We start from the raw sequence: 19506 nt of genomic DNA, 5'->3' as shown, positions 1-19506 counted from the left end.
CGCGGTGGCCGTCGCCGTCGCGGTGGCAGCGAAGAAGGTCTCGCGGGCTCCATCGGCGACGAGTTCACTGCCAATGCGCCGCCGGAAGCGAGCGATGCGGTTGCCGATCTTGACAGCTTTGACCGCCAGGCTGCGCCCTCGATCGCACAGGTTGAGCACACCGCCGAGCCGCAAGTCACGCAGCCCGAGCCCCACGCCGAGGTGCAGGCTGAGGCACCGGCCCAGCCGGAGCCGGCCCCCGCCGCGGCTGCTCCTGTGGCCGAAGAAGAGCCCGCCGACGACAAGATCGCGCGTCGCCGCTCAACGGTCCGGGAAAAGGTGAGCTTCCTGTCGAGCAGCCAGCCCGAGCCCGCAGCGCCGCTTGCGCAGGCGACCGAACCGGTCGCCCCACCGCCCCCGGCTCCAGAGCCCGCGCCGGAAGCGGCAAGCGAAACGCCGGCCGCACCGCGTCGCGCCGGCTGGTGGTCGCGGCGCTTCGGCGGCGGCCAGTAAGAGGAACAATCGAATTCAAACCGCCCGGCCAAACCGGGCGGTTTTGATTTGGCGAGGTCATTCGAATGCAAAGTGCGATCGTTCTCGGCGGCGGCATGGTGGGCGTCGGTGCTGCGCTGCATCTCCAGAAGCGCGGCTGGTCCGTCACCCTCGTCGATCGCAGGGAGCCGGGCCGCGAGACCAGCTACGGCAATGCCGGGATGATTCAGGCGGAAGCGGTCCGCCCCTATCCGATGCCGCGTGACCTTGCCACGCTATTGAAGATCGCGACCGGCCGCACCAACGACGTACGCTACAGCCTGTCATCGCTTCACCTCCATATCGAGCCCCTGCTCCGCTACTGGTGGCACTCGGCGCCGAAGCGGCATCGCGAGGCGATCGCCGGCTGGGCGCGCCTGATCGCCTACGCAACAAGCGAGCACGACGTTCTCATTCGCGAAGCCCATGCCGACAACCTCATTCGCCGCGCCGGCTATCGCGCGCTGTATCGCGACCGCGCATCGCTGGACCTCGCGATGCAGGCGGCGGAGCAAGACCGGCGCGAATTCGGCGTGAATTTTCGCGTGCTCTCCGGCAGCGAGCTCGCGACAGCCGAGCCGATCTTGCGTGACAACCTTCCCGGCGCGATCCATTGGCTCGACACCTGGACGGTGTCCGATCCAGGTGCGCTGGTCACGGCCTACGCCGAGCTGTTCGAGCGCCTCGGCGGCACCATTTTGCTGGGTGATGCCCAAACCCTGCAGCAAACCGCGACCGGCTGGTCGGTCGATACGGACAACGGACGCATCGATGCCGCTGCAGCCGTTGTGACGCTCGGGCCGTGGTCGCCCGATCTCCTGCACAAATTCGGCTATCGCATCCCGCTGGTGCGCAAGCGCGGCTACCACATGCACTACAGCGGCGGCGCGTCGCTCGATCTGCCGCTGGTCGACAAGGGCCGCGGCTATGCCATGGGCCCGATGGCCAAGGGCATCCGCATCACCACCGGCGCCGAGCTGACCGGCCCGGACGCGCTCGCAACGCCAGTGCAGCTCGCCAGCGCCGAAGCCTCCGCACGCCAGCTGATCGATCTCGGCAAGCGCGTCGAGCCGGATCCCTGGTTCGGCACGCGCCCCTGCACGCCCGACATGCTGCCGGTGCTCGGCCCTGCCCCGCGCCATCCCGGCCTCTGGATGAACTTTGGCCACGGCCACCAGGGTTTTACGCTCGGCCCCGCGACCGGACGCCTGCTCGCCGATATGATGAGCGGCGAAACGCCGGCGATCGATCCCGCGCCGTACCGGCCGGAGCGCTTCTAGCTGACGGCCTTCGCGGGCCGACGTGGCAAAGAAAAAAAAAGGGCTGATCGAGGATCTCGACCAGCCCTGCGACTTCTAGACCTGACTGCGCACTGCGCCGTCACATGCAGCTTGCAGATCAGTCCGTCGTAACAGCCGTTTCCATGTCGGTCGGATCGATCTGCTGACTCAGCCGCGCGTTGAGCTTGTCGCGATCGAGCTCGCCCTCCCACCAGGCGACGATCACGCAGGCAACGCCGTTGCCGCAGAGATTGGTCAGCGCGCGGCACTCGCTCATGAACTTGTCGATGCCGAGCACGATCGCCATGCCCGGCACGAGGCGCGGGTCGACCACGGCGAGCGTCGCGGCGAGCGTGATGAAGCCCGCACCGGTGATGCCGGAGGCGCCCTTCGAGGTCAGCATCGCCACGACCAGGATGGTGAGTTGCTGGCCGAAGGTGAGATCGAAGCCGAGCGCCTGCGCGATGAACAGTGTCGCCAGCGTCATGTAGATGTTGGTGCCGTCGAGATTGAACGAATAGCCCGTGGGCACCACGAGGCCGACCACCGACTTCGAGCAGCCGAGACGCTCGAGCTTTTCCATCAAGGACGGCAGCGCGCTTTCCGATGACGAGGTGCCGAGCACGATCAGGAGCTCGTCCTTGATGTAGGCGAGGAAGCGGAAGATCGAGAAGCCGGCAAGCCGCGCGATGATCCCGAGCACCACGAAGACGAACAGTGCGGCGGTCAGGTAGAACGTCGCGATCAGGCCGATCAGGTTGAGGATCGCGCCGGTACCGAACTTGCCGATGGTGTATGCCATCGCGCCGAACGCACCGATCGGCGCCGCGCGCATCACGATCGAGATCACGCCGAAAACGGCATGCGCGGCATCGTCAATGAAGCTGCGGATCACATGGCCGCGCTCGCCGAGCCCCATTAGGGCGAAGCCGAACAGCACCGAGAACAGCAGCACCTGAAGGATCTCGCCTTGGGCGAACGCGCCGACCACGGTGTCGGGGATGATGTGCAGGATGAAGTCGACCGACTTCTGGCCTTCGGCCTGCTTGGCGTAGTTGGCGACGGCCTGGGCGTTGGCCGCAGCGCCCCCGAAGCCTGAGCCCGGCTTGATGATATTGCCGACGAAGAGGCCGATCACCAGCGCGAAGGTCGAGACGACCTCGAAATAGACCAGCGCCTTGACGCCGATGCGTCCAACCTTCTTGGCGTCCTGGATATGGGCGATGCCCGAGACCACGGTGCAGAAGATGATCGGGGCGATCACCATCTTGATCAGCTTGATGAAGCCGTCGCCGAGCGCCTTGATCCAGTCGTTGGTGGCCACCGACGGCCAGAGCCAGCCGACGATGGCGCCGAGTACGATGGCGATCAGCACCTGGATGTAGAGAACCTTGTACCATGGCTTGGCGGCGACCGGCGTCCCCGCCGTCATCGTTGTCGTCGTCATTATCTCACTCCCCCTAAAGCTCAGAGCCAGCCAAGATCAACTTGGCTGGCCCTGTCAATTGGAACTGCTCGTTATTGCGCGATCTACCCGCGGCGATCGACGATCCGGCGTGCCGCCGGCATCAGTGTCGCGCCAAGTCCATTCTTGACCAATGAGGCGGCAATGAACGGCACGATGCCGACCTGCCAGGCCTTGGACACACCCAGGCCGAGCCCAAAAGCCAGCCAGCCGAACCCGGCGGCCAGAATGACAACGTGCCCAACGGCCATCGCGGCGAACAGCAGCACGACGCTGCGATCCCAGCCGCGCTCGGCGAGCCAGCCGGTGACGAAGGCCGCGCCAATGAAACCGAAGAGGTAGCCCGCGGTCGGGCCGACCAGCGGTGCAATGCCACCCACGGGGCCGGCGAACACCGGCAGCCCCATTGCGCCCTCGGCGAGGTAGGCAATCATGGTTGCGCTGCCAAGGCGCCAACCATAGGCGGCGCCGATCATCAGCACGACCAGCGTCTGTAAGGTCATGGACACGTAGGGCAGCGGCAGGTTCACCTTGGCTGACAGCGCCATCAGCGCGGTACCGAGCGCAACCAGCACGAAGGCGCGTAAGGCGCCGACGGTTTCGCCCGGACGGGTCGGCCACATCAATGCGGCGAGAGAAGAATGCGGCGTTGTGGACGAGACAGAACGGTCAGACAAGTTGAACTCCGGAAGGCTGTCGAAACTGGCGGCTATTTAAGCCAGTGAGCGATCCGGTCAACTGCCTCCCGCATCTCCTCTGCTGAACGCGCATAGGACAGTCGTATGAACGAACGGCCATGGATGGGATCGAAATCGAGGCCTGGTGTGGCCGCAACGTGAGCCTGTTCCAGCATCTGCTTGGCAAACTCGAAACTGTCCGCTGTGAAATCCGAAACGTCGGCATAGAGGTAAAATGCGCCGTCGGCAGGCAGGAACCTGGTGAGTCCGGCCTTGGGCAATCCTTCGATCAGAATGCGCCGGTTTTCCTGATAGCCGTGCTTGATCTCCTCCATCTCGGCCGCACCGTCGAACGCGGCCTCGGCTGCGATCTGCGACAGCGCCGGCACCGAGATCGACAGGTTCTGCTGCAGCCGCTCGATCGGCCGCACCAGGATTTCAGGCACGACCATCCAGCCGACGCGCCAGCCCGTCATGCAGAAGTACTTCGAGAACGAGTTGATCACGAGTGCGTGCTCGGACAGCGCCGCTGCCGTCACTGCCGGAAACGCGTAGTCGAGCCCGTGATAGATCTCATCGGAGATGAAGCGGATGCCCGCATCTTCCGCGGCCGCGATAAGACCCGACAGCGCCTCGCGCGACATCATCGTCCCCGTGGGATTGGCCGGGCTGCCAACCAGCACGCCTTTCAGCGGCGCCTTGCGATGTGCTGCGAGCAAAGCCTCACCGGTCAGCGCATGGCGGGTCTCGTTCGTCGTCTCGATCAGCACCGGCTCGCAGCCGAGCGCGGTAAGGATATGACGGTACGGCGGATAACCCGGCACCGTCACGGCGACGCGATCACCGGGCTCGAACATCGAGAGAAAAGCCAGGATGAAGCCGCCGGAGGAGCCGGTCGTCACCACGATCCGATCGGGGCTGATGTCACAGCCATAGGCGTCGCGATAGTGCCGCGCGATGCGCTCGCGCAAGCTGGGGATGCCGAGCGCAGACGTATAATCAATCCGCCCCGCCTCCAGCGCCGCATGCGCGGCTGCGATCGCGGTCTTCGGCGCGCCGGTGGCGGGCTGGCCAACCTCCATATGGATGACGTGACCGCCGGCCGCCTCGATTCGGGCCGCGGCGGCCATCACGTCCATCACCATGAACGGGGGAACATCACTGCGGCGGGAGGGCTCGAGCCACTGCCCCAACCGGTTCCTCAATGTCGCATTGTGCATTGATTTCTGCTATTTCGCTGGCGGACCGGTCCGTCCGGTCCGGAAAACGGGGCGCTTGCGCCCCAGACTAGCCGCATTGTACGGCTCATAAGGGCATATCGCGTATCCGGTCCGCCGCCAATCGCCAAAACCAATCACGAAACTGCTTTCCAAGACCGTTTGACCCAGACCGCTTGATGTTGCTCCAGATCGCATTGCGCAAGAAGGCCTCCGCCCTCACCGCCCTGGTCACGGCCGCGGCGATCGCGCTGTTGCCGATCCCGGCGGCTCAGGCGCAGCAGAAGGGCCCGCCGGTCCTGCGCGATACCGAGACTGAGCAGCTGCTGCGCGAATATACGCGCCCGATCCTGCGCGCGGCCGGTCTGGAGAAGCAGAACATCCAGATGGTGATCCTCAACGACGCCTCATTCAACGCGTTCGTAGCGGATGGCCGCCGCATCTTCGTCAATTACGGCGCGATCCTCCAATCGGAGACGCCGAACCAAATCATCGGCGTGCTCGCGCACGAAACCGGGCATCTGGCCGGCGGCCATCTGTCCAAGCTGCGCGAGCAGCTTGCCACCGCCCAGACCCAGATGATCATTGCGATGCTGCTCGGTGCCGGCGCAATCGCCGCCGGCAGCGTCCGCAGCTCGAGCGCCGGCAACAACGGGCTCGCCAATGCGGGCGCCGCCGCCATCGCCGGCCCGCAGGAGATGATCCGCCGCTCGCTGTTGTCCTACCAGCGCCAGCAAGAGGAGAACGCCGACCGTGCCGGCGTCAAGTTCCTGACGGCGATCCAGCAATCGCCGAAGGGCATGTACGAGACCTTCAAGCGCTTTACCAGCGAGAGCCTGTTCGCCGCGCGCGGCGCCGATCCCTATCTCATGTCGCACCCGATGCCTGCCGAGCGCGTCGCCGCACTCCAGGAGTTCGCCAGCACCAGCCCCTATTGGGACAAGAAGGACGATCCCGCGCTCCAGCTCCGCCACGACATGGCACGCGCCAAGATCTCGGCCTTCATGGAGCGGCCGGAGACGGTGTACCGCCGCTATCCCCTGTCCAACGACACCCTGCCGGCGCGCTATGCCCGGGCCATCAGCACCTATCTGCACGGAGATTTGCGCAGTGCGCTCACCCAGATCGACGCGCTGATCCAGGTCCAGCCGAACAACCCGTACTTTTACGAGGTGCGTGGCCAGGCCCTGCTGGAGAGCGGCAAGCCGGCCGACGCTATCCCTGCCCTTCGCAAGGCGGTGCAGCTTTCGAACAGCGCACCCCTCATCGAGATGTTACTTGGGCAGGCTCTGGTTGGAACCGATAATAAGGCCTACACCGATGACGCTGTTCGGATTCTCCGCGCCGCGGTGGCACGGGAGCCCGAGGCGCCGCTCGGCTATACCCAGCTCGCAATGGCCTATGGCCGGAAGGGAGATTATGCCGAGGCGGATCTCGCGTCGGCACAGGCCGCATACTTGCGCGGCGACAACAAGACCGCCCGCGAGCTTGCTACGCGCGCGAAAACCCGTTTTGCCGTCGGCACGCCCGGATGGGTGAAGGCCGACGACATCGTGGCGGCAAAGCCGCCGCGTAACTAGATCGACACCTGACACCGCGACGTCACGAGACCAAGCTTAAGTCTGCCGGGACGTTTTCCGAAACCTGCTTTCGATAAGAGGATTTGCCTATGCCTTCGCTGCGCCTGCTTGCTCCCGCGCTGTTTGCGCTCGCCATGTTCGGCGCAGCCGTGCCCGCATCGGCCGACAGCTTCTCCGATGCCCAGCGCACCGACATCGAGGCGATCATCAAGAACTATCTTGTCAGCCATCCCGAAGTGCTCGAGGAGGCGATGACCGAGCTCAGCAAGCGCCAGGCTGCTGCCGAAGCGCAGAAGCACGAAGCAAGCATCTCGCAGAACGCGGAAGCGATCTTCAACTCGCCGCGCCAGGTCGTGCTCGGCAACAAAGACGGCGACGTCACCTTCGTCGAGTTCTTCGACTACAATTGCGGCTACTGCAAACGCGCGATGGGCGACATGCTCGACCTCATGAAGAGTGATCCGAAGCTCAAGGTCGTGCTCAAGGAGTTTCCGGTGCTGAGCCAGGGGTCGGTCGAAGCAGCCCAGGTGGCGGTCGCCGTGCGCATGCAGGATCCGACCGGCAAAAAGTATCTCGACTTCCACCAGAAGCTGCTGGGCGGTCGTGGCGCCGCAGACAAGGCGCGCGCGATTCAAGCGGCCAAGGAGGCGGGCCTCGATGTCGCAAGAATCGAGAAGGACATGGCCAGCCCCGAGGTGCGCGCCACCATCGAGGAGAATTTCAAGCTCGCCGAAGCGATGGGCATGAATGGCACGCCGAGCTACGTGATCGGCAAGCAGATCGTGGTCGGCGCCGTCGGCCTCGAAGGCCTGAAGGAAAAAATCGGCGTCGCACGCTGCGGCAAGGCGACCTGCTAGTTCCAGATTTCGATTATCCGAACACCGCAAGAGGCCGGTTTTTTACCGGCCTTTTTTGTTGCCAGGATCTTTTGTTGTCAGGATCTTGGTGCGACCGTTCATCTCGCATTCAACAAACATAAGCCCCGGAACCGGTGAAGTTTCGGAACATCTCATTTCTCCTTTCGTTGTCGGCGCGGGCAATGACACAAAGACACTTGAGGAGAGGTTCAATGACTAATCGCTTTATGATCTCGGTTGCCGCGCTGGCACTCGTCGCGGGCACTGGTCACGCGAATGCGCAGGGAACTGGGACCAAGGAGTATGGCGGCACCCAGCAGATGCAGCAGAACGCGCATCCTTCCACCGGCGCGGCTGAACATGGCGGCGCGACGAGCAAGGAAAAGAGCACCGTGGGCCAGGCTGGCGGATCGATGAAGTCCGGCGCTGAAGAGAAGTCCTCAGGCGCGATCAAGGACGAGAAGTCCGGCGCCATGCACAAGGACTCTACGGGCAAGGAAAAGGGCACCGTTGGACAGGCCGGCGGATCCATGAAGTCCGGCGCCGAGGAGAAGTCCTCGGGCGCGATGAAGGACGAGAAGTCCTCGGGCACGATGCACAAGAATCCGACGGCTGAGGAGAAGTCGGGTGCAACGAAGGGCCAACGCACCGACGAACACGCCCAGGGTCAGCAGGGCAAGTCGAAGGGCGTGAGCTCGGAGACTCAAACCAAGTCCGGCACGACCACGGGCGAGAGCCGCCAGGGTCAGACCGGCACCAACGCGCAGGGCCAGGCCGGCACGTCGACCCAGACGCAGACCACCGGCCAGGCCGGCGCCGGCGCCAAGCTCTCGACCGAGCAGCGCACGCAGATCACCTCGGTGATCCACGAGGAGCACGTCGCTCCGGTGGGCAACGTGAACTTCTCGGTTTCGGTCGGAACCCGTATCCCGCGCGAGGGCATCGAGTTGCACGCCCTCCCGTCGCGGGTCGTGACGATCTATCCGGAGTGGCGGACCTACAGGTACGTCCTGGTTCGCGATGAGATCGTGATCATCGATCCGGTGACCTACGAGATCGTGGCGGTCCTGCACGCCTAAGGGCGGATGACGGCAACGTCAGGGGGCGGGCAGCAATGCCCGCCCTTGGCCGTTCGGCCGATAGCCATCCTTTGGACTGGTTAACAAGCAATTTCCGTAGTTTCCGCACAGGTTTTTGCACACTGGATGAGGTACCTGAACCCGCCAGGGAGGTCCTTCAAGGCTTCCCCTCACGCGCTTTGTTACCTATAACCCCGCCACGCCGAAGCACCTCTTCCGGGATTGGAATGGCCGAACCAGCAACCGACACGATCCTCGTCCTGAACGGGCCGAACCTCAACATGTTGGGGACGCGCGAGCCCGAAAAGTATGGTCATGGGACACTGGCCGACGTCGAGGCGCTGTGCCGGGAGACGGCGGCGACGTTCGGTCTCAAGGCCGACTGCCGGCAGTCGAACCGCGAAGGCGAGCTGATCGATTTCATCCACGAGGCGCACAGGCGCAAGATGAAGGGAATCATCATCAATGCCGGCGGCTATTCCCACACCTCGATCGCCTTGCACGACGCGCTGCTCGCGGTGCAGATCCCGACGGTCGAAGTTCATGTGACCAACATCCACGCCCGCGAGAGTTTCCGTCATCACTCCTACACCGCGCGCGCGGCCTTCGCCTCGCTCTGCGGCTTCGGCATCGAGGGCTATCGCCTCGCCATCCAGGGCCTTGCCGCGAAGCTCGCCATCAAGCCCAAAGCCTGAAGCTTCCCTCATCAAACAGAACATTCGGATCAAAGAACATGGCGCGCCAGCCAGACGACAAAGCAGCCGCAAAATTTTCCAGCGACGATTCCGCGCTCATCCGCGAGCTCGCCCTGCTGCTCGATGAAACCAGCCTCACCGAGATCGAGATCGAGCGTGCGGGCCTGCGCCTGCGCGTCGCCCGCAACATCAGCGTTGCCGCGACCATGCCGATGCCGGTGGCAACCGCCCATGCCGTGCCTGTCGCAGCAGCTGCCGCCGCAGCACCGGCGGCCGCGGCGTCCGACCTGTCGAAGCATCCGGGCGCCGTGAGCTCGCCGATGGTCGGCACCGCCTATTGGGCGCCGGAGCCCGGCGCCAAGCCGTTCATCGAGGTCGGCAGCAAGGTCTCGGTCGGCCAGACGCTGCTGATCATCGAAGCGATGAAGACCATGAACCAGATTCCCTCGCCGCGAGCCGGCACGGTGACGCAGATCCTGGTCGAAGACGGCCAGCCGGTCGAGTACGGCGAGCCGCTCGTCATTATTGAATAAGCGAGTGGCGAATTGCGAATAGCGAATGGTCCGTCTTGCCATTCGCCATTCGCTACTCCCTATTCGCCCGCTGAGGCACCATGTTCGACAAGATCCTCATAGCCAATCGCGGCGAGATCGCCCTACGCATCCTGCGCGCCTGCAAGGAGCTCGGGATCGCGACCGTCGCCGTGCACTCCACCGCCGACGCCGACGCCATGCATGTGCGCCTGTCGGACGAGAGCGTCTGCATCGGACCGCCGCCGTCCAAGGACAGCTATCTCAACGTGCCCGCGCTGCTCGCGGCCTGCGAGATCACCGGCGCCGACGCGGTGCACCCCGGCTACGGTTTCCTGTCCGAGAACGCTCGCTTCGCGGAAATCCTCGCCGAGCACAATCTGCACTTCATCGGCCCCAAGGCCGAGCACATCCGCCTGATGGGCGACAAGATCGAGGCCAAGAAGACTGCCAAGCGGCTCGGCATCCCCGTGGTGCCCGGCTCCGACGGCGCGGTCGGCCCCGAGGACGACGCGATGGCGATCGCCCGCAAGATCGGCTTTCCCGTGCTGGTGAAGGCGGCAGCCGGCGGCGGCGGCCGCGGCATGAAGGTCGCGCACAGCGAGGCTGATCTTCAATTGGCGCTGTCGACGGCGGCGAACGAGGCAAAATCTGCGTTCGGCGACGCGTCCGTTTATCTCGAGAAGTACCTGCAGAAGCCGCGCCACATCGAGATCCAGATCCTCGGCGACGGCCGCGGCGGCGCAATCCATCTCGGCGAGCGCGACTGCTCGCTGCAGCGCCGCCACCAGAAGGTCTGGGAAGAAGGCCCCTCGCCCGTCCTCTCCGCAGCGGCACGCGCCAAGATCGGCGAGACCTGCGCGAAAGCGATGCGTGAGATGAAATATCTCGGCGTCGGCACCATCGAATTCCTGTTCGAGGACGGCGAGTTCTATTTCATCGAAATGAACACGCGTATCCAGGTCGAGCATCCCGTCACCGAGAGCATCACCGACATCGACCTTGTCCTAGAGCAGATCCGCATCGCCGCCGGCGGCGAATTGCCGGCGAAGCAGGATGAAGTGCAGATCATCGGCCACGCCATCGAATGCCGCATCAACGCGGAGAACCCGCAGACCTTCCGGCCTTCCCCGGGCCGCATCTCGCAATTCCACGCGCCCGGCGGGCTTGGCGTGCGCATCGATTCCGCGGTCTATCAGGGCTACACGATTCCGCCCTATTACGACTCCCTGGTCGGCAAGCTGATCGTGCACGGCAAGACGCGCGCCGAATGCCTGATGCGGCTTCGCCGCGCACTGGACGAGATGGTGGTCGACGGCATCGAGACAACGCTGCCGCTGTTCCGCGACCTGGTGCGCCAGCCCTCCATCATCGACGGCGACTATCATATCCACTGGCTTGAACAATACCTGGCCGGCAACGTGGATCCCGGCGCGAAATAGTTTGGAACCCCTTTGGCCCCAATCGCGTTCTGGACGGTTGGGGGCAGTTCCAAGGGGCCATTTTGAACGTCGCTCAGCGCAACAAGGCGAACCATCGTGACGGCTGACGCTCAGCGGCGGCGCACGGTGATGCAAATCCTGCTGCTTTCGGCGGGATTTTTCGTGCTGGTCGCGATCAGCGTGTTGTCGGTCCTGCTGGTCAACAAGGCGCGGGAGGACAACGCCAGGGTCGTGCACACGGTCGAGACCGAAGGCCAGATTGCCAATCTGCTGCTCGAAGTCCGCCGCGCGGAAAGCGCGACCCGGGCCTATCTGCTGTCCTCCGCCCCGCAATTCCTGGACGAGTACCAGGCCGCCGCCGCCAGGATCCTGCCGGCCCTGGATCAGCTGGAAAAGCTCACGCGGGACAATCCGGCGCAGGCAGCAAATACCGCCAAGCTGCGCAAGGCCGTCGAGCAACGCCTGTCGGAATTCGCCCGTGGCGTCGATCGGATCAAGAACGGCGACCTCTCGACTGCCGTGACCGTGCTGCGCGACGGTACGTCCACGAGTGCGGTCGAGACCATCGCCAGCGTCGGTCGCGACATGCGGACCGAAGAGGATCGCCTGTTCAGGGAACGGACCGAGACCGCCGACCGGACCCAGAAGCTTGCCTCCTCCGTGACCATCGCCGGCTCGGCGATGGTTCTGGCGCTCGCCTTCGGATCGGTCCTGCTGGTGCGCCAGTCCTCACGCGCCCGCGACCAGGCCGAGGCGCGCCTGCGCGACGCCAATCTCAACCTGGAAGCCACCGTCGACGAACGCACGGCAGACCTGCGCGAGGCCAACGACGAGATCCAGCGCTTTGCCTATATCGTCAGCCACGATTTGCGCTCGCCACTGGTGAACATCATGGGCTTTACCAGCGAACTCGAGGAGCTCCGCGGCGACATTTTCCGCCGCATCGGCGGCCTCACCCAAGCCGCGACCGGCGGGCCGCCACCGGCGGCTGGCGAGATCGTGCTTGAGGAGGCGGACAAACAGCTTTCAGCCGACTTTGCCGAAGCCCTTGGCTTCATCAAATCGTCGATCGCGAAGATGGACCGGCTGATCTCGGCGATCCTCAACCTCACCCGCGAGGGCCGGCGCGAATTCGTGCCGGAGAAGATCGACACGCAAGAACTGATAGAAGCGATCGTGTCAACGCTGGCACATCAGGCCGCAGAGGCGCGGGCTGAAATCCGCGTCGAGCCGCTGCCGAATATCATCAGCGATCGCCTCGCACTCGAGCAGATCTTCTCCAATCTGATCGACAACGGGGTCAAGTATCTGAAAAGCGGAGTTCCCGGCGAGATCCGAATCCGGGGGCGCACCAAGCTTGGATACGCTATCTTCGAAATCAGCGATAACGGGCGCGGCATCGATCCGAAGGACCATCAGCGGATTTTCGATTTGTTCCGCCGTGCGGGGTCTCAGGACAAGCCCGGTCAGGGCATCGGTCTTGCGCATGTGCGTGCACTTGTGCGCCGTCTCGGCGGCACGATGTCGGTATCGTCGGAACTGAACACGGGCAGCACCTTCACGATTACGCTGCCCATCGCGTGGAACGCCAGCAACCGGAACGCCGACACATGACACTGCCCGTCACCATCATCATGATCGAGGACGACGAAGGACACGCCCGGCTGATCGAGCGCAATATCCGTCGCTCCGGCGTCAACAACGAGATCGTCGCGTTCGCCAATGGCACCGACGCGATGAAGCACCTGTTCGGCGCCGACGGCAGTGGGCTTGCGCAGAAGGGCAATGCGCTCCTGATCCTGCTCGACCTCAACCTGCCCGACATGACCGGAATCGACATCCTGAAGCAGATCAAGGAGAACAGATATCTGAAGACCTCGCCCGTGGTTGTGCTGACCACTACCGACGACTCCCAGGAAATCAAGCACTGCTACGAGCTCGGCTGCAACGTCTACATCACCAAGCCCGTCAACTACGAGAGTTTCGCCAACGCCATCCGGCAGCTCGGCCTGTTCTTCTCGGTCATCCAGGTCCCCCCCCGCCGCCTCATGAACCGGCGCACGCCGACATTGCTCTACATCGACGACGACGACGCGCTGGCGCGCCTGGTTGATCGCGGCCTGACGCGGCGCGGCTACAAGGTCATCCATGCCGCAAGCGGAGAGGAAGGCCTGGAGCGCATCCGCCGCGCGGATGTCGAAGGCTGCATCGATGTCGTGGCGCTTGACCAGTACATGCCCGGTCTCGACGGGCTGGAAACACTGGAACAGATCATGGCGATCGCTGGCGCACCGCCCGTGGTGTTCGTCACGGCATCGCAGGATTCTACCATCGCGGTCACCGCGCTGAAGGCCGGCGCGGCGGATTACCTGGTCAAGGACGTCAAGGGCGACTTCATCCCCTTGCTCCACGTCGCGGTCGATGGCGCGCTGCGCCAGGCCGAATTGCAGAAGGCGCGCGAGGAAGCCGAAGCCGAGATCCATGCCTCACGCGACCGCTACGCGGCGCTTGCCGCCGAGCGCGAACTGCTGCTGCGCGAGGTCAACCACCGCGTCGGCAACTCGCTCCAGATCATCGCCTCGCTGCTGCACCTTCAGGCAAGCTCCGCCACGCAGGATGAGGTCAAGGCGGCGCTGACCAATGCGATGGGCCGCGTCGCCGCGGTCGCGCAGGTGCACCGCCGCCTCTACACCTCGCAGGACCTGAAGAGCGTGGTCCTGAACCAGTATCTGGGCTCGCTGCTCGAGGATCTGCGCCGCTCGGCCGAAGGCGACCGGATGTCGCGCCTGACGCTGAAGGCCGAGCCGATCGAAATCGATCCGGACCGTGCCGTTGCCGTCGGCATCATCGTCAACGAGCTGGTGATGAACGCGGTGAAGTACGCCTATCCCGACGGCGCCGGTCCCATCCACGTCGAGCTGACCTCGCAAGGCGACGACCTCCTGCTGACGATCACCGACGACGGCGTCGGCGACAACGCCAAGGCCGATCCGCGCTCCACCGGCATGGGCCAGCGCATTGTCGCGGCCATGGCCTCCAAGCTCGATGCCTCCGTCGAGCGCGATCCCGCGCATTCCGGAACCCGCATTCTCCTGAAGTTCCGCCGTGTGCCCGCAGCGCCCGACCAGGCGAGCAGCGCGACGGCGAGCTGACCCGCGATTGCAGAGCCTCCCCCCCATCGCACGCGCATCGCGATCCTGCTATTGTTGCGTGCCATGACCTCGCGCGATTCCGCCTCGTCTGAAATCACGCCAGCAGTGCTGCTGCGCGCCTACGCCTGCGGCATCTTTCCGATGGCCGAGAGCGCGGACGATCCGACGCTGTTCTGGGTCGAGCCGGAGATGCGGGGCGTCATCCCGCTCGAGGGCTTCCGCGTCGCCTCGCGCCTCGCGCGCACGGTCCGTTCAGACGCCTTTCGCGTGACCGTCAACACCGCGTTCAAGGCCACGATCGCCGGCTGCGCCGCGCCACAGACCGGGCGCGAGGACACCTGGATCAACAAGCGCATCCGCGATCTCTATGGCGGTCTGCGTGAACTCGGCCATTGCCACAGCGTCGAGGCGTGGCAGGGCGACGACCTCGTCGGCGGGCTTTACGGCGTGAGCCTGGGGCGGGCCTTCTTCGGCGAGAGCATGTTCCACACCGCGCGCGATGCCTCGAAGGTCGCGCTGGTGCATCTGGTCGCGCGGCTCATCCATGGCGGCTTCGAGCTGCTCGACACGCAATATGTCACCGAACACCTCAAGAGCTTTGGTGCGCTCGAGATTTCACGACGGCGCTACACCGCGCTGCTTGACAAGGCGCTCGCCGGCGAACCCGGCGATTTCCTGAGGCTCTCCGCCGGCGAGGCGATCCCGGGGGCGCGCGCGCTCGAGATCATCGCCTCGCGGCAATAGGGCCTAGCGGCCAAACCCGGGGATTCCGAAGAGACCCGGCTGCTGCTGTGGCGGCGGAGCCGATTGCTGCTGCGATGGCGGTGGCGGCAACGGCTGCGGCGGACGCTGCTGCACGGCCTGCTTGGGTGCGGCCTTCTTTTGCGCTGCCGGCGGCGGCGGAGGCGCGGGCTTGGTCGCGGGATCCGGCGCAGCAGTCGCGATGGTCTGCTGCGGCTCTTTGCAGTCGGTCAGCCAGATATCGTAGATCGGATGCTCGACGCCGTGCAGGCCGGGGCTCGCGGCGTACATCCAGCCCGAGAAAATCCGCTTTACCTCGCCCTGCAAGGTAATCTCGTCGACCTCGACGAAGGCGTCGGTATTGGCGGCCTCCGTCGCCGGCCGCGTGTAGCAGGCGTCGGTTTTGACGCGCAGCGCGCCGAACTGGACGGTCTCGCCGATGTCCTCGTCGAAATTGATGATGCGCCCGGTGATCTTGTCGAGGCCGGAGAAGGTCGCCTTCTTGTTCACGATCTTCTGGGCCGGCGGCTCGGTGACCACCTCGTCGCCTGGCTGGAGGCTCGCCGGTGTCTGCGGCACGGGGCCGCCCTTTTGCTGGGGCTGTCGCTGACCGGGCGCACCCGGCGGGACGCCTTGCGGACCAGGCGGCGCGACAGCGACGGCCGGCGGCTGGTTCGGCGGGGCAACGGTCGAGCCCGGCGGCGGCGCCAGGGGTTGGCTCTCGACCGGCCCCGGCATGACATTGCCCTGCCGGCCCGGCGGAGGCGCCATCGGGCGCGACGGCAGCACGCGGCCCTGCGGCGGCAGCTCGGGGACCTCCTCGTCGTCATCAGGGATCTGTGGCTGCGGCTGGCCACGCGGAATACTGCCCGGCGGGCGCGGCGGCGGATCGGAGAAGATCGTGCCGATCTGCGCCTGCGCGGGCGTCGCAACCGTCAAAGCGGTGGCGGCCAAAAGCGCCGCAAGGCCTGTCAGAGTAAGGGTTCGAAACATCTCGCGCGGCTTCAACAGCGAATCGGGCTTGTTGGACATTCTACAGGGGATACCGCCGCTCGCAGGCCATCCGGTTAACACGCCGAATACGGCGGGGAAAGGGCGGCATTCCTGCCCTGCCCGCCGCCGGCTGGCCAGGCCGGCAGCCGGATGGGATAGTGGAACGCCCTTCCCGGGGGCCGAGGCGGGCATTGCCCCCCGAGAACGACGCCCAACCATAACCAGAAAACTTGAGGTCGCTCCCCCATGCCCGTTGTGCTCGATCCCGACGCCGCCGCCGTCTACAAGGTCGTTCAGGAGGCCGGTCGCCCCGCCTACGAGACCCTGACCGCACCGGAAGCGCGCGCTTATTACGCGCAGGCCCGCTTTGCGACCAATCCTGAAGCACCCGAGCTTGCGCGCGTCGCGCCGCTGTCGATCCCGGCACCGCACGGCGTTATCCCGGCGCGCATTTACGTGCCGAAGGACCTGCGCCGGCACGACGGCTTGTCGCCGGCACTGGTGTTCTTCCATGGCGGCGGCTGGGTCATCGGCGATCTCGACTCCCACGACGTCGTCTGCCGCAAGCTTGCAGTCGAGGGCGCGCTGATCGTGATCTCGGTCGACTACCGGCTCGCTCCGGAGCATAAGTTTCCCGCCGCAGCCGATGACGCCATAGCCGCTACCAAATGGGTCGCCGCGAATGCGCGCGAGCTCGGCATCGACGCCTCGCGCCTCTCAATCGGCGGCGACAGCGCCGGCGGCAATCTCGCAGCCGTCGTTTCGCTTGCCGCGCGTGACGGCAATGGTCCTGCGATCGCGGGCCAGGTCTTGATCTACCCCGCCGTCGATTTCGCCATGACGCACGGCTCCCACAGCGAGCCCGAGACAAGCGTGCTGCTGACGCATTCGGTGATCCGCTGGTTCCGCGACCACTATCTCGACAGCGCCGCCGACATCCACGATTGGCGCGCCTCGCCGGCGCGCGCGGCGAGCCTTGCCGCCCTGCCGCCGGCCTATGTGCTGACCGCCGGCGCCGATCCGCTGCGCGACGAGGGCGACGAATATGCCGCGCGTCTCAAAGAGGCCGGCGTACCCGTCACCTACAAGCACTATCCCGGCCAGTTCCATGGCTTCTTCACGATGGGGAAACTGTTGCAGCAGGCCAATTCCGCCGTGAGCGAGATCGGGGCGTGGCTGAGGGCATTGGCCTAGCTCGAACGCCGTAGCCCGCATGAGCGATAGCGACATGCGGGACCGCTCTCACCACACTACCTGTCCCGGATATCGCTTCGCTTATCCGGGCTACAAGATAACAATCGAGATGCCGCCCGCGCTTCAAACCATCATCGCCGCTTCAGTCCGTTGGCTCACGTGGATCGGTGACCAGGGCACGCGCGCGGTGGCAGCGGTGGTGTTCATCGCGGTGGCCGTGCCGCCGATCGGCGCGCTGCTGCGTCACTATCTCACCGTGGCGATCGTTTGCCTGCTCTGCATCTCATTCATGCGCGTCGATCTCGCCGCGCTGTACGGCCACCTTCGCCGGCCAGGACTGGTCGCGGCCGCCACCGCCTGGACCACGCTCGGCGTGCCCCTGATCGTCGGGCTGATCGCCTGGGCGACCGGCTTCGACAATCACTCGCCCGGTCTCTTCCTCGGACTGATGCTGCAGGGCATGGCCTCGCCGATGATGGCATCTCCCGCGCTCGCCGCGATGATGGGCCTCGATGCCACGCTCGTGCTGATTACGCTGGTGACCTCGACAGCGCTCGTGCCGTTCACCGCCTCGCTGTTCGCCGGCCTCTTTCTCGGTGCCAAGCTCAGCGTCACGCCGCTTGCACTCGGCCTCAAGCTGCTCGGCCTGCTGGCAGGCTCGCTGCTGGGCGCGACGATCATCCGCCGCGTCGTCGGCGCGGAGGCGATCCAACGCCACAAGCGGCCGATCGACGGCATCAACATCATCATCCTCCTGGCATTTGCGTCCGCGATCATGGGGGATGTGGCCCATGACCTGCTGACCGATCCGATCTTCACGATCGGCGTAGCGCTGATGGCATTTGCGATCTATTTCGCACTGCTGGCGGTGACGACGCTGATCTTCCGCCGGGTCGGCTATGAGCGCGCGCTTGCGCTCGGGCTGATGGTGTCACAGCGCAATCTAGGTTTGATGCTGGCCGCAACCTCGGGGGCGCTGCCGCCTGCCACCTGGCTGTATTTCGCGATGACGCAGTTTCCGCTTCACCTTGCGCCATACATGCTGACGCCGATCGCGCGGCGCTTGACGGCCCGTGCGGAAACATCCAGCACGCCGGCCAAAGCTGGCGCAACCTAAGGCTTGGACCGTGGACCTCGCCAGCAGCCCTCCGCAAGACTGGCAAACCTCATGGATTGCGCGGTTTCTTTTTCTTGCACTCCGCCAATATCCAGTCGCGGAACGCTTGCATCGCAAGCGAAAGCCGTTTTGATTTTAGCGACGTGAGCCAATACGACCCGAGATAGACTTGACTGTCATAGGGACAGACCAGTCGTTTGCGCGACACGTCGTCCGAAAACAAGATGACCGGCAATAGCGCGACCCCGGCGCCTTGAGCTGCCGCGTGCGCCAAAGAGACCGATGAGTCGAAGGTCGGGCCAGTCATCCGAGGTTGCCTGCATTTCACCACCTCGAACCATTGTGCCCACTCTCCCATCCGATATGACCGCAACAGCACCTCCTTATGGAGGTCGACGGGAGTTTTGAGTCGCTTCGCAATGGTTGGCGCGCACATCGGCGCGAAATGGACATCGACGAGACGCTCCGCGTTCGTACCGTGCCACGCGCCGTCACCAAATCGGATAGCGTAGTCCAATCCTTCGCCTGCGAGATCCACGCGATTGTTGTTCGCAAAGATCCTTGTATCGACGTGCGGATGGCTCGAAGAAAAGCTCCTCATGCGCGGGAGGAGCCAGCCGGACGCGAACGTTCCGACCACGCCGATTGTTAGCATCTCGCGCATTCGGCCGTTCTCGAACCGGTCCAGGACCTGGTTGATTTGGCTGAAGGCATCCGAGATTGCAGGCAGCAGCGCCTCGCCTTCTTCTGTAAGAGCGAGCCCGCGGGTCAATCGCCTGAAAAGCTTCACGCGCAGGCTCTCCTCCAGAATCCGTACCTGCTGGCTCACGGCAGCCTGCGACACCCGAAGTTCGAGACCGGCCTTGGTGAAGCTGAGGTGGCGCGCTGCCGCCTCGAATGAGCGGAGCGCGTTCAACGGCAGGCTGGAAAGGTTGGGAGAGCGGCGGGTCACGTCTGATCCAAGTTTTGCTTATGGA

The 19506-nt window shown here is 64.8% G+C and carries 17 protein-coding genes and 2 pseudogenes; 14 read left to right on the top strand and 5 right to left on the bottom strand.

The genetic code is table 11. The annotated features are described in order from the left end of the window. Both AC629_RS32760 and AC629_RS32755 read left to right on the top strand, forming a co-directional pair. Window positions 1–492, top strand: a pseudogene (locus AC629_RS32760) (ribonuclease E/G); the annotation flags it as partial. 65 nt (window positions 493–557) lie between these two features. Further along, on the top strand, window positions 558–1790 hold the full coding sequence (locus AC629_RS32755; protein WP_084808939.1) for an NAD(P)/FAD-dependent oxidoreductase: 1233 nt from the start codon (window positions 558–560) through the stop codon (window positions 1788–1790). 118 nt (window positions 1791–1908) lie between these two features. Here AC629_RS32755 and AC629_RS32750 read toward each other — a convergent pair whose 3' ends face one another. The 3 genes from AC629_RS32750 to AC629_RS32740 form a co-directional block, all read right to left on the bottom strand. Then, window positions 1909–3237, bottom strand: a complete 1329-nt coding sequence (locus AC629_RS32750; RefSeq protein ID WP_084808938.1) for a dicarboxylate/amino acid:cation symporter — start codon at window positions 3235–3237, stop codon at window positions 1909–1911. A gap of 83 nt (window positions 3238–3320) precedes the next feature. Continuing rightward, complete coding sequence (locus AC629_RS32745) at window positions 3321–3878, bottom strand: biotin transporter BioY (RefSeq protein WP_084808937.1); 558 nt, start codon at window positions 3876–3878, stop codon at window positions 3321–3323. Window positions 3879–3964: 86 nt separating this feature from the next. Continuing rightward, a complete protein-coding gene (locus AC629_RS32740) occupies window positions 3965–5152 on the bottom strand; it encodes a pyridoxal phosphate-dependent aminotransferase (protein ID WP_084808936.1) in 1188 nt (395 codons plus the stop codon). Between the two features lie 176 nt (window positions 5153–5328). On the opposite strand from AC629_RS32740, the gene AC629_RS32735 reads away from it, so the two are divergent. The 10 genes and pseudogenes from AC629_RS32735 (at window position 5329) to aat (ending at window position 15228) form a co-directional block, all read left to right on the top strand. Then, entirely contained in the window at window positions 5329–6729 is a 1401-nt protein-coding gene (locus AC629_RS32735; RefSeq protein ID WP_084808935.1) for a M48 family metalloprotease, read from the top strand. An 89-nt stretch (window positions 6730–6818) separates the two neighbouring features. Further along, the gene (locus AC629_RS32730) at window positions 6819–7586 is read left to right on the top strand and encodes a DsbA family protein (RefSeq protein ID WP_084808934.1); all 768 of its coding nucleotides are present in this window, start codon (window positions 6819–6821) and stop codon (window positions 7584–7586) included. A gap of 212 nt (window positions 7587–7798) precedes the next feature. Continuing rightward, on the top strand, window positions 7799–8665 hold the full coding sequence (locus AC629_RS32725; RefSeq protein WP_084808933.1) for a DUF1236 domain-containing protein: 867 nt from the start codon (window positions 7799–7801) through the stop codon (window positions 8663–8665). 227 nt (window positions 8666–8892) lie between these two features. Next, a complete protein-coding gene (gene aroQ / locus AC629_RS32720; protein ID WP_084808932.1) occupies window positions 8893–9360 on the top strand; it encodes a type II 3-dehydroquinate dehydratase in 468 nt (155 codons plus the stop codon). A gap of 38 nt (window positions 9361–9398) precedes the next feature. Continuing rightward, window positions 9399–9893 carry an acetyl-CoA carboxylase biotin carboxyl carrier protein gene (gene accB, locus AC629_RS32715; RefSeq protein ID WP_084808931.1) on the top strand — a complete coding sequence of 165 codons (495 nt, stop codon included), beginning with the start codon at window positions 9399–9401 and terminating at the stop codon, window positions 9891–9893. An 80-nt stretch (window positions 9894–9973) separates the two neighbouring features. Continuing rightward, complete coding sequence (gene accC / locus AC629_RS32710) at window positions 9974–11332, top strand: acetyl-CoA carboxylase biotin carboxylase subunit (protein ID WP_084808930.1); 1359 nt, start codon at window positions 9974–9976, stop codon at window positions 11330–11332. Window positions 11333–11428: 96 nt separating this feature from the next. Then, a complete protein-coding gene (locus tag AC629_RS32705) occupies window positions 11429–12946 on the top strand; it encodes a sensor histidine kinase (RefSeq protein ID WP_143199617.1) in 1518 nt (505 codons plus the stop codon). Next, window positions 12943–13371 (top strand): annotated as a pseudogene (locus tag AC629_RS32700) (response regulator); the annotation flags it as partial. The gene AC629_RS32705 and the pseudogene AC629_RS32700, both read left to right, overlap by 4 nt. Before the next feature lie 9 nt (window positions 13372–13380). After that, entirely contained in the window at window positions 13381–14484 is a 1104-nt protein-coding gene (locus AC629_RS32695; RefSeq protein ID WP_084808943.1) for a sensor histidine kinase, read from the top strand. Between the two features lie 63 nt (window positions 14485–14547). After that, the gene (gene aat / locus AC629_RS32690) at window positions 14548–15228 is read left to right on the top strand and encodes a leucyl/phenylalanyl-tRNA--protein transferase (protein WP_084808928.1); all 681 of its coding nucleotides are present in this window, start codon (window positions 14548–14550) and stop codon (window positions 15226–15228) included. 3 nt (window positions 15229–15231) lie between these two features. On the opposite strand, the gene AC629_RS32685 is transcribed toward aat, so the two are convergent. Then, a complete protein-coding gene (locus AC629_RS32685; RefSeq protein ID WP_084808927.1) occupies window positions 15232–16257 on the bottom strand; it encodes a DUF2155 domain-containing protein in 1026 nt (341 codons plus the stop codon). A gap of 207 nt (window positions 16258–16464) precedes the next feature. On the opposite strand from AC629_RS32685, the gene lipP1 reads away from it, so the two are divergent. Both lipP1 and AC629_RS32675 read left to right on the top strand, forming a co-directional pair. Then, window positions 16465–17412 (top strand): LipP1 family hormone-sensitive lipase, encoded by a 948-nt coding sequence (gene lipP1, locus AC629_RS32680; protein WP_084808926.1) that lies wholly within the window; start codon window positions 16465–16467, stop codon window positions 17410–17412. A 109-nt stretch (window positions 17413–17521) separates the two neighbouring features. Continuing rightward, complete coding sequence (locus tag AC629_RS32675) at window positions 17522–18529, top strand: Na+-dependent transporter (RefSeq protein ID WP_084808925.1); 1008 nt, start codon at window positions 17522–17524, stop codon at window positions 18527–18529. Window positions 18530–18578: 49 nt separating this feature from the next. Here the strand turns inward: AC629_RS32675 and AC629_RS32670 are convergent, their stop codons facing one another. After that, window positions 18579–19481, bottom strand: a complete 903-nt coding sequence (locus AC629_RS32670; RefSeq protein ID WP_210419141.1) for a LysR family transcriptional regulator — start codon at window positions 19479–19481, stop codon at window positions 18579–18581. Between the last annotated feature and the right edge of the window lie 25 nt (window positions 19482–19506).

This window comes from Bradyrhizobium sp. NAS80.1 (genome assembly GCF_001908205.1).
In the GTDB taxonomy this organism is placed as follows: domain Bacteria; phylum Pseudomonadota; class Alphaproteobacteria; order Rhizobiales; family Xanthobacteraceae; genus Bradyrhizobium.
The sequence above is the reverse complement of the archived record's forward strand: the minus strand, read 5'-3'. Positions and strand labels throughout refer to the sequence as shown.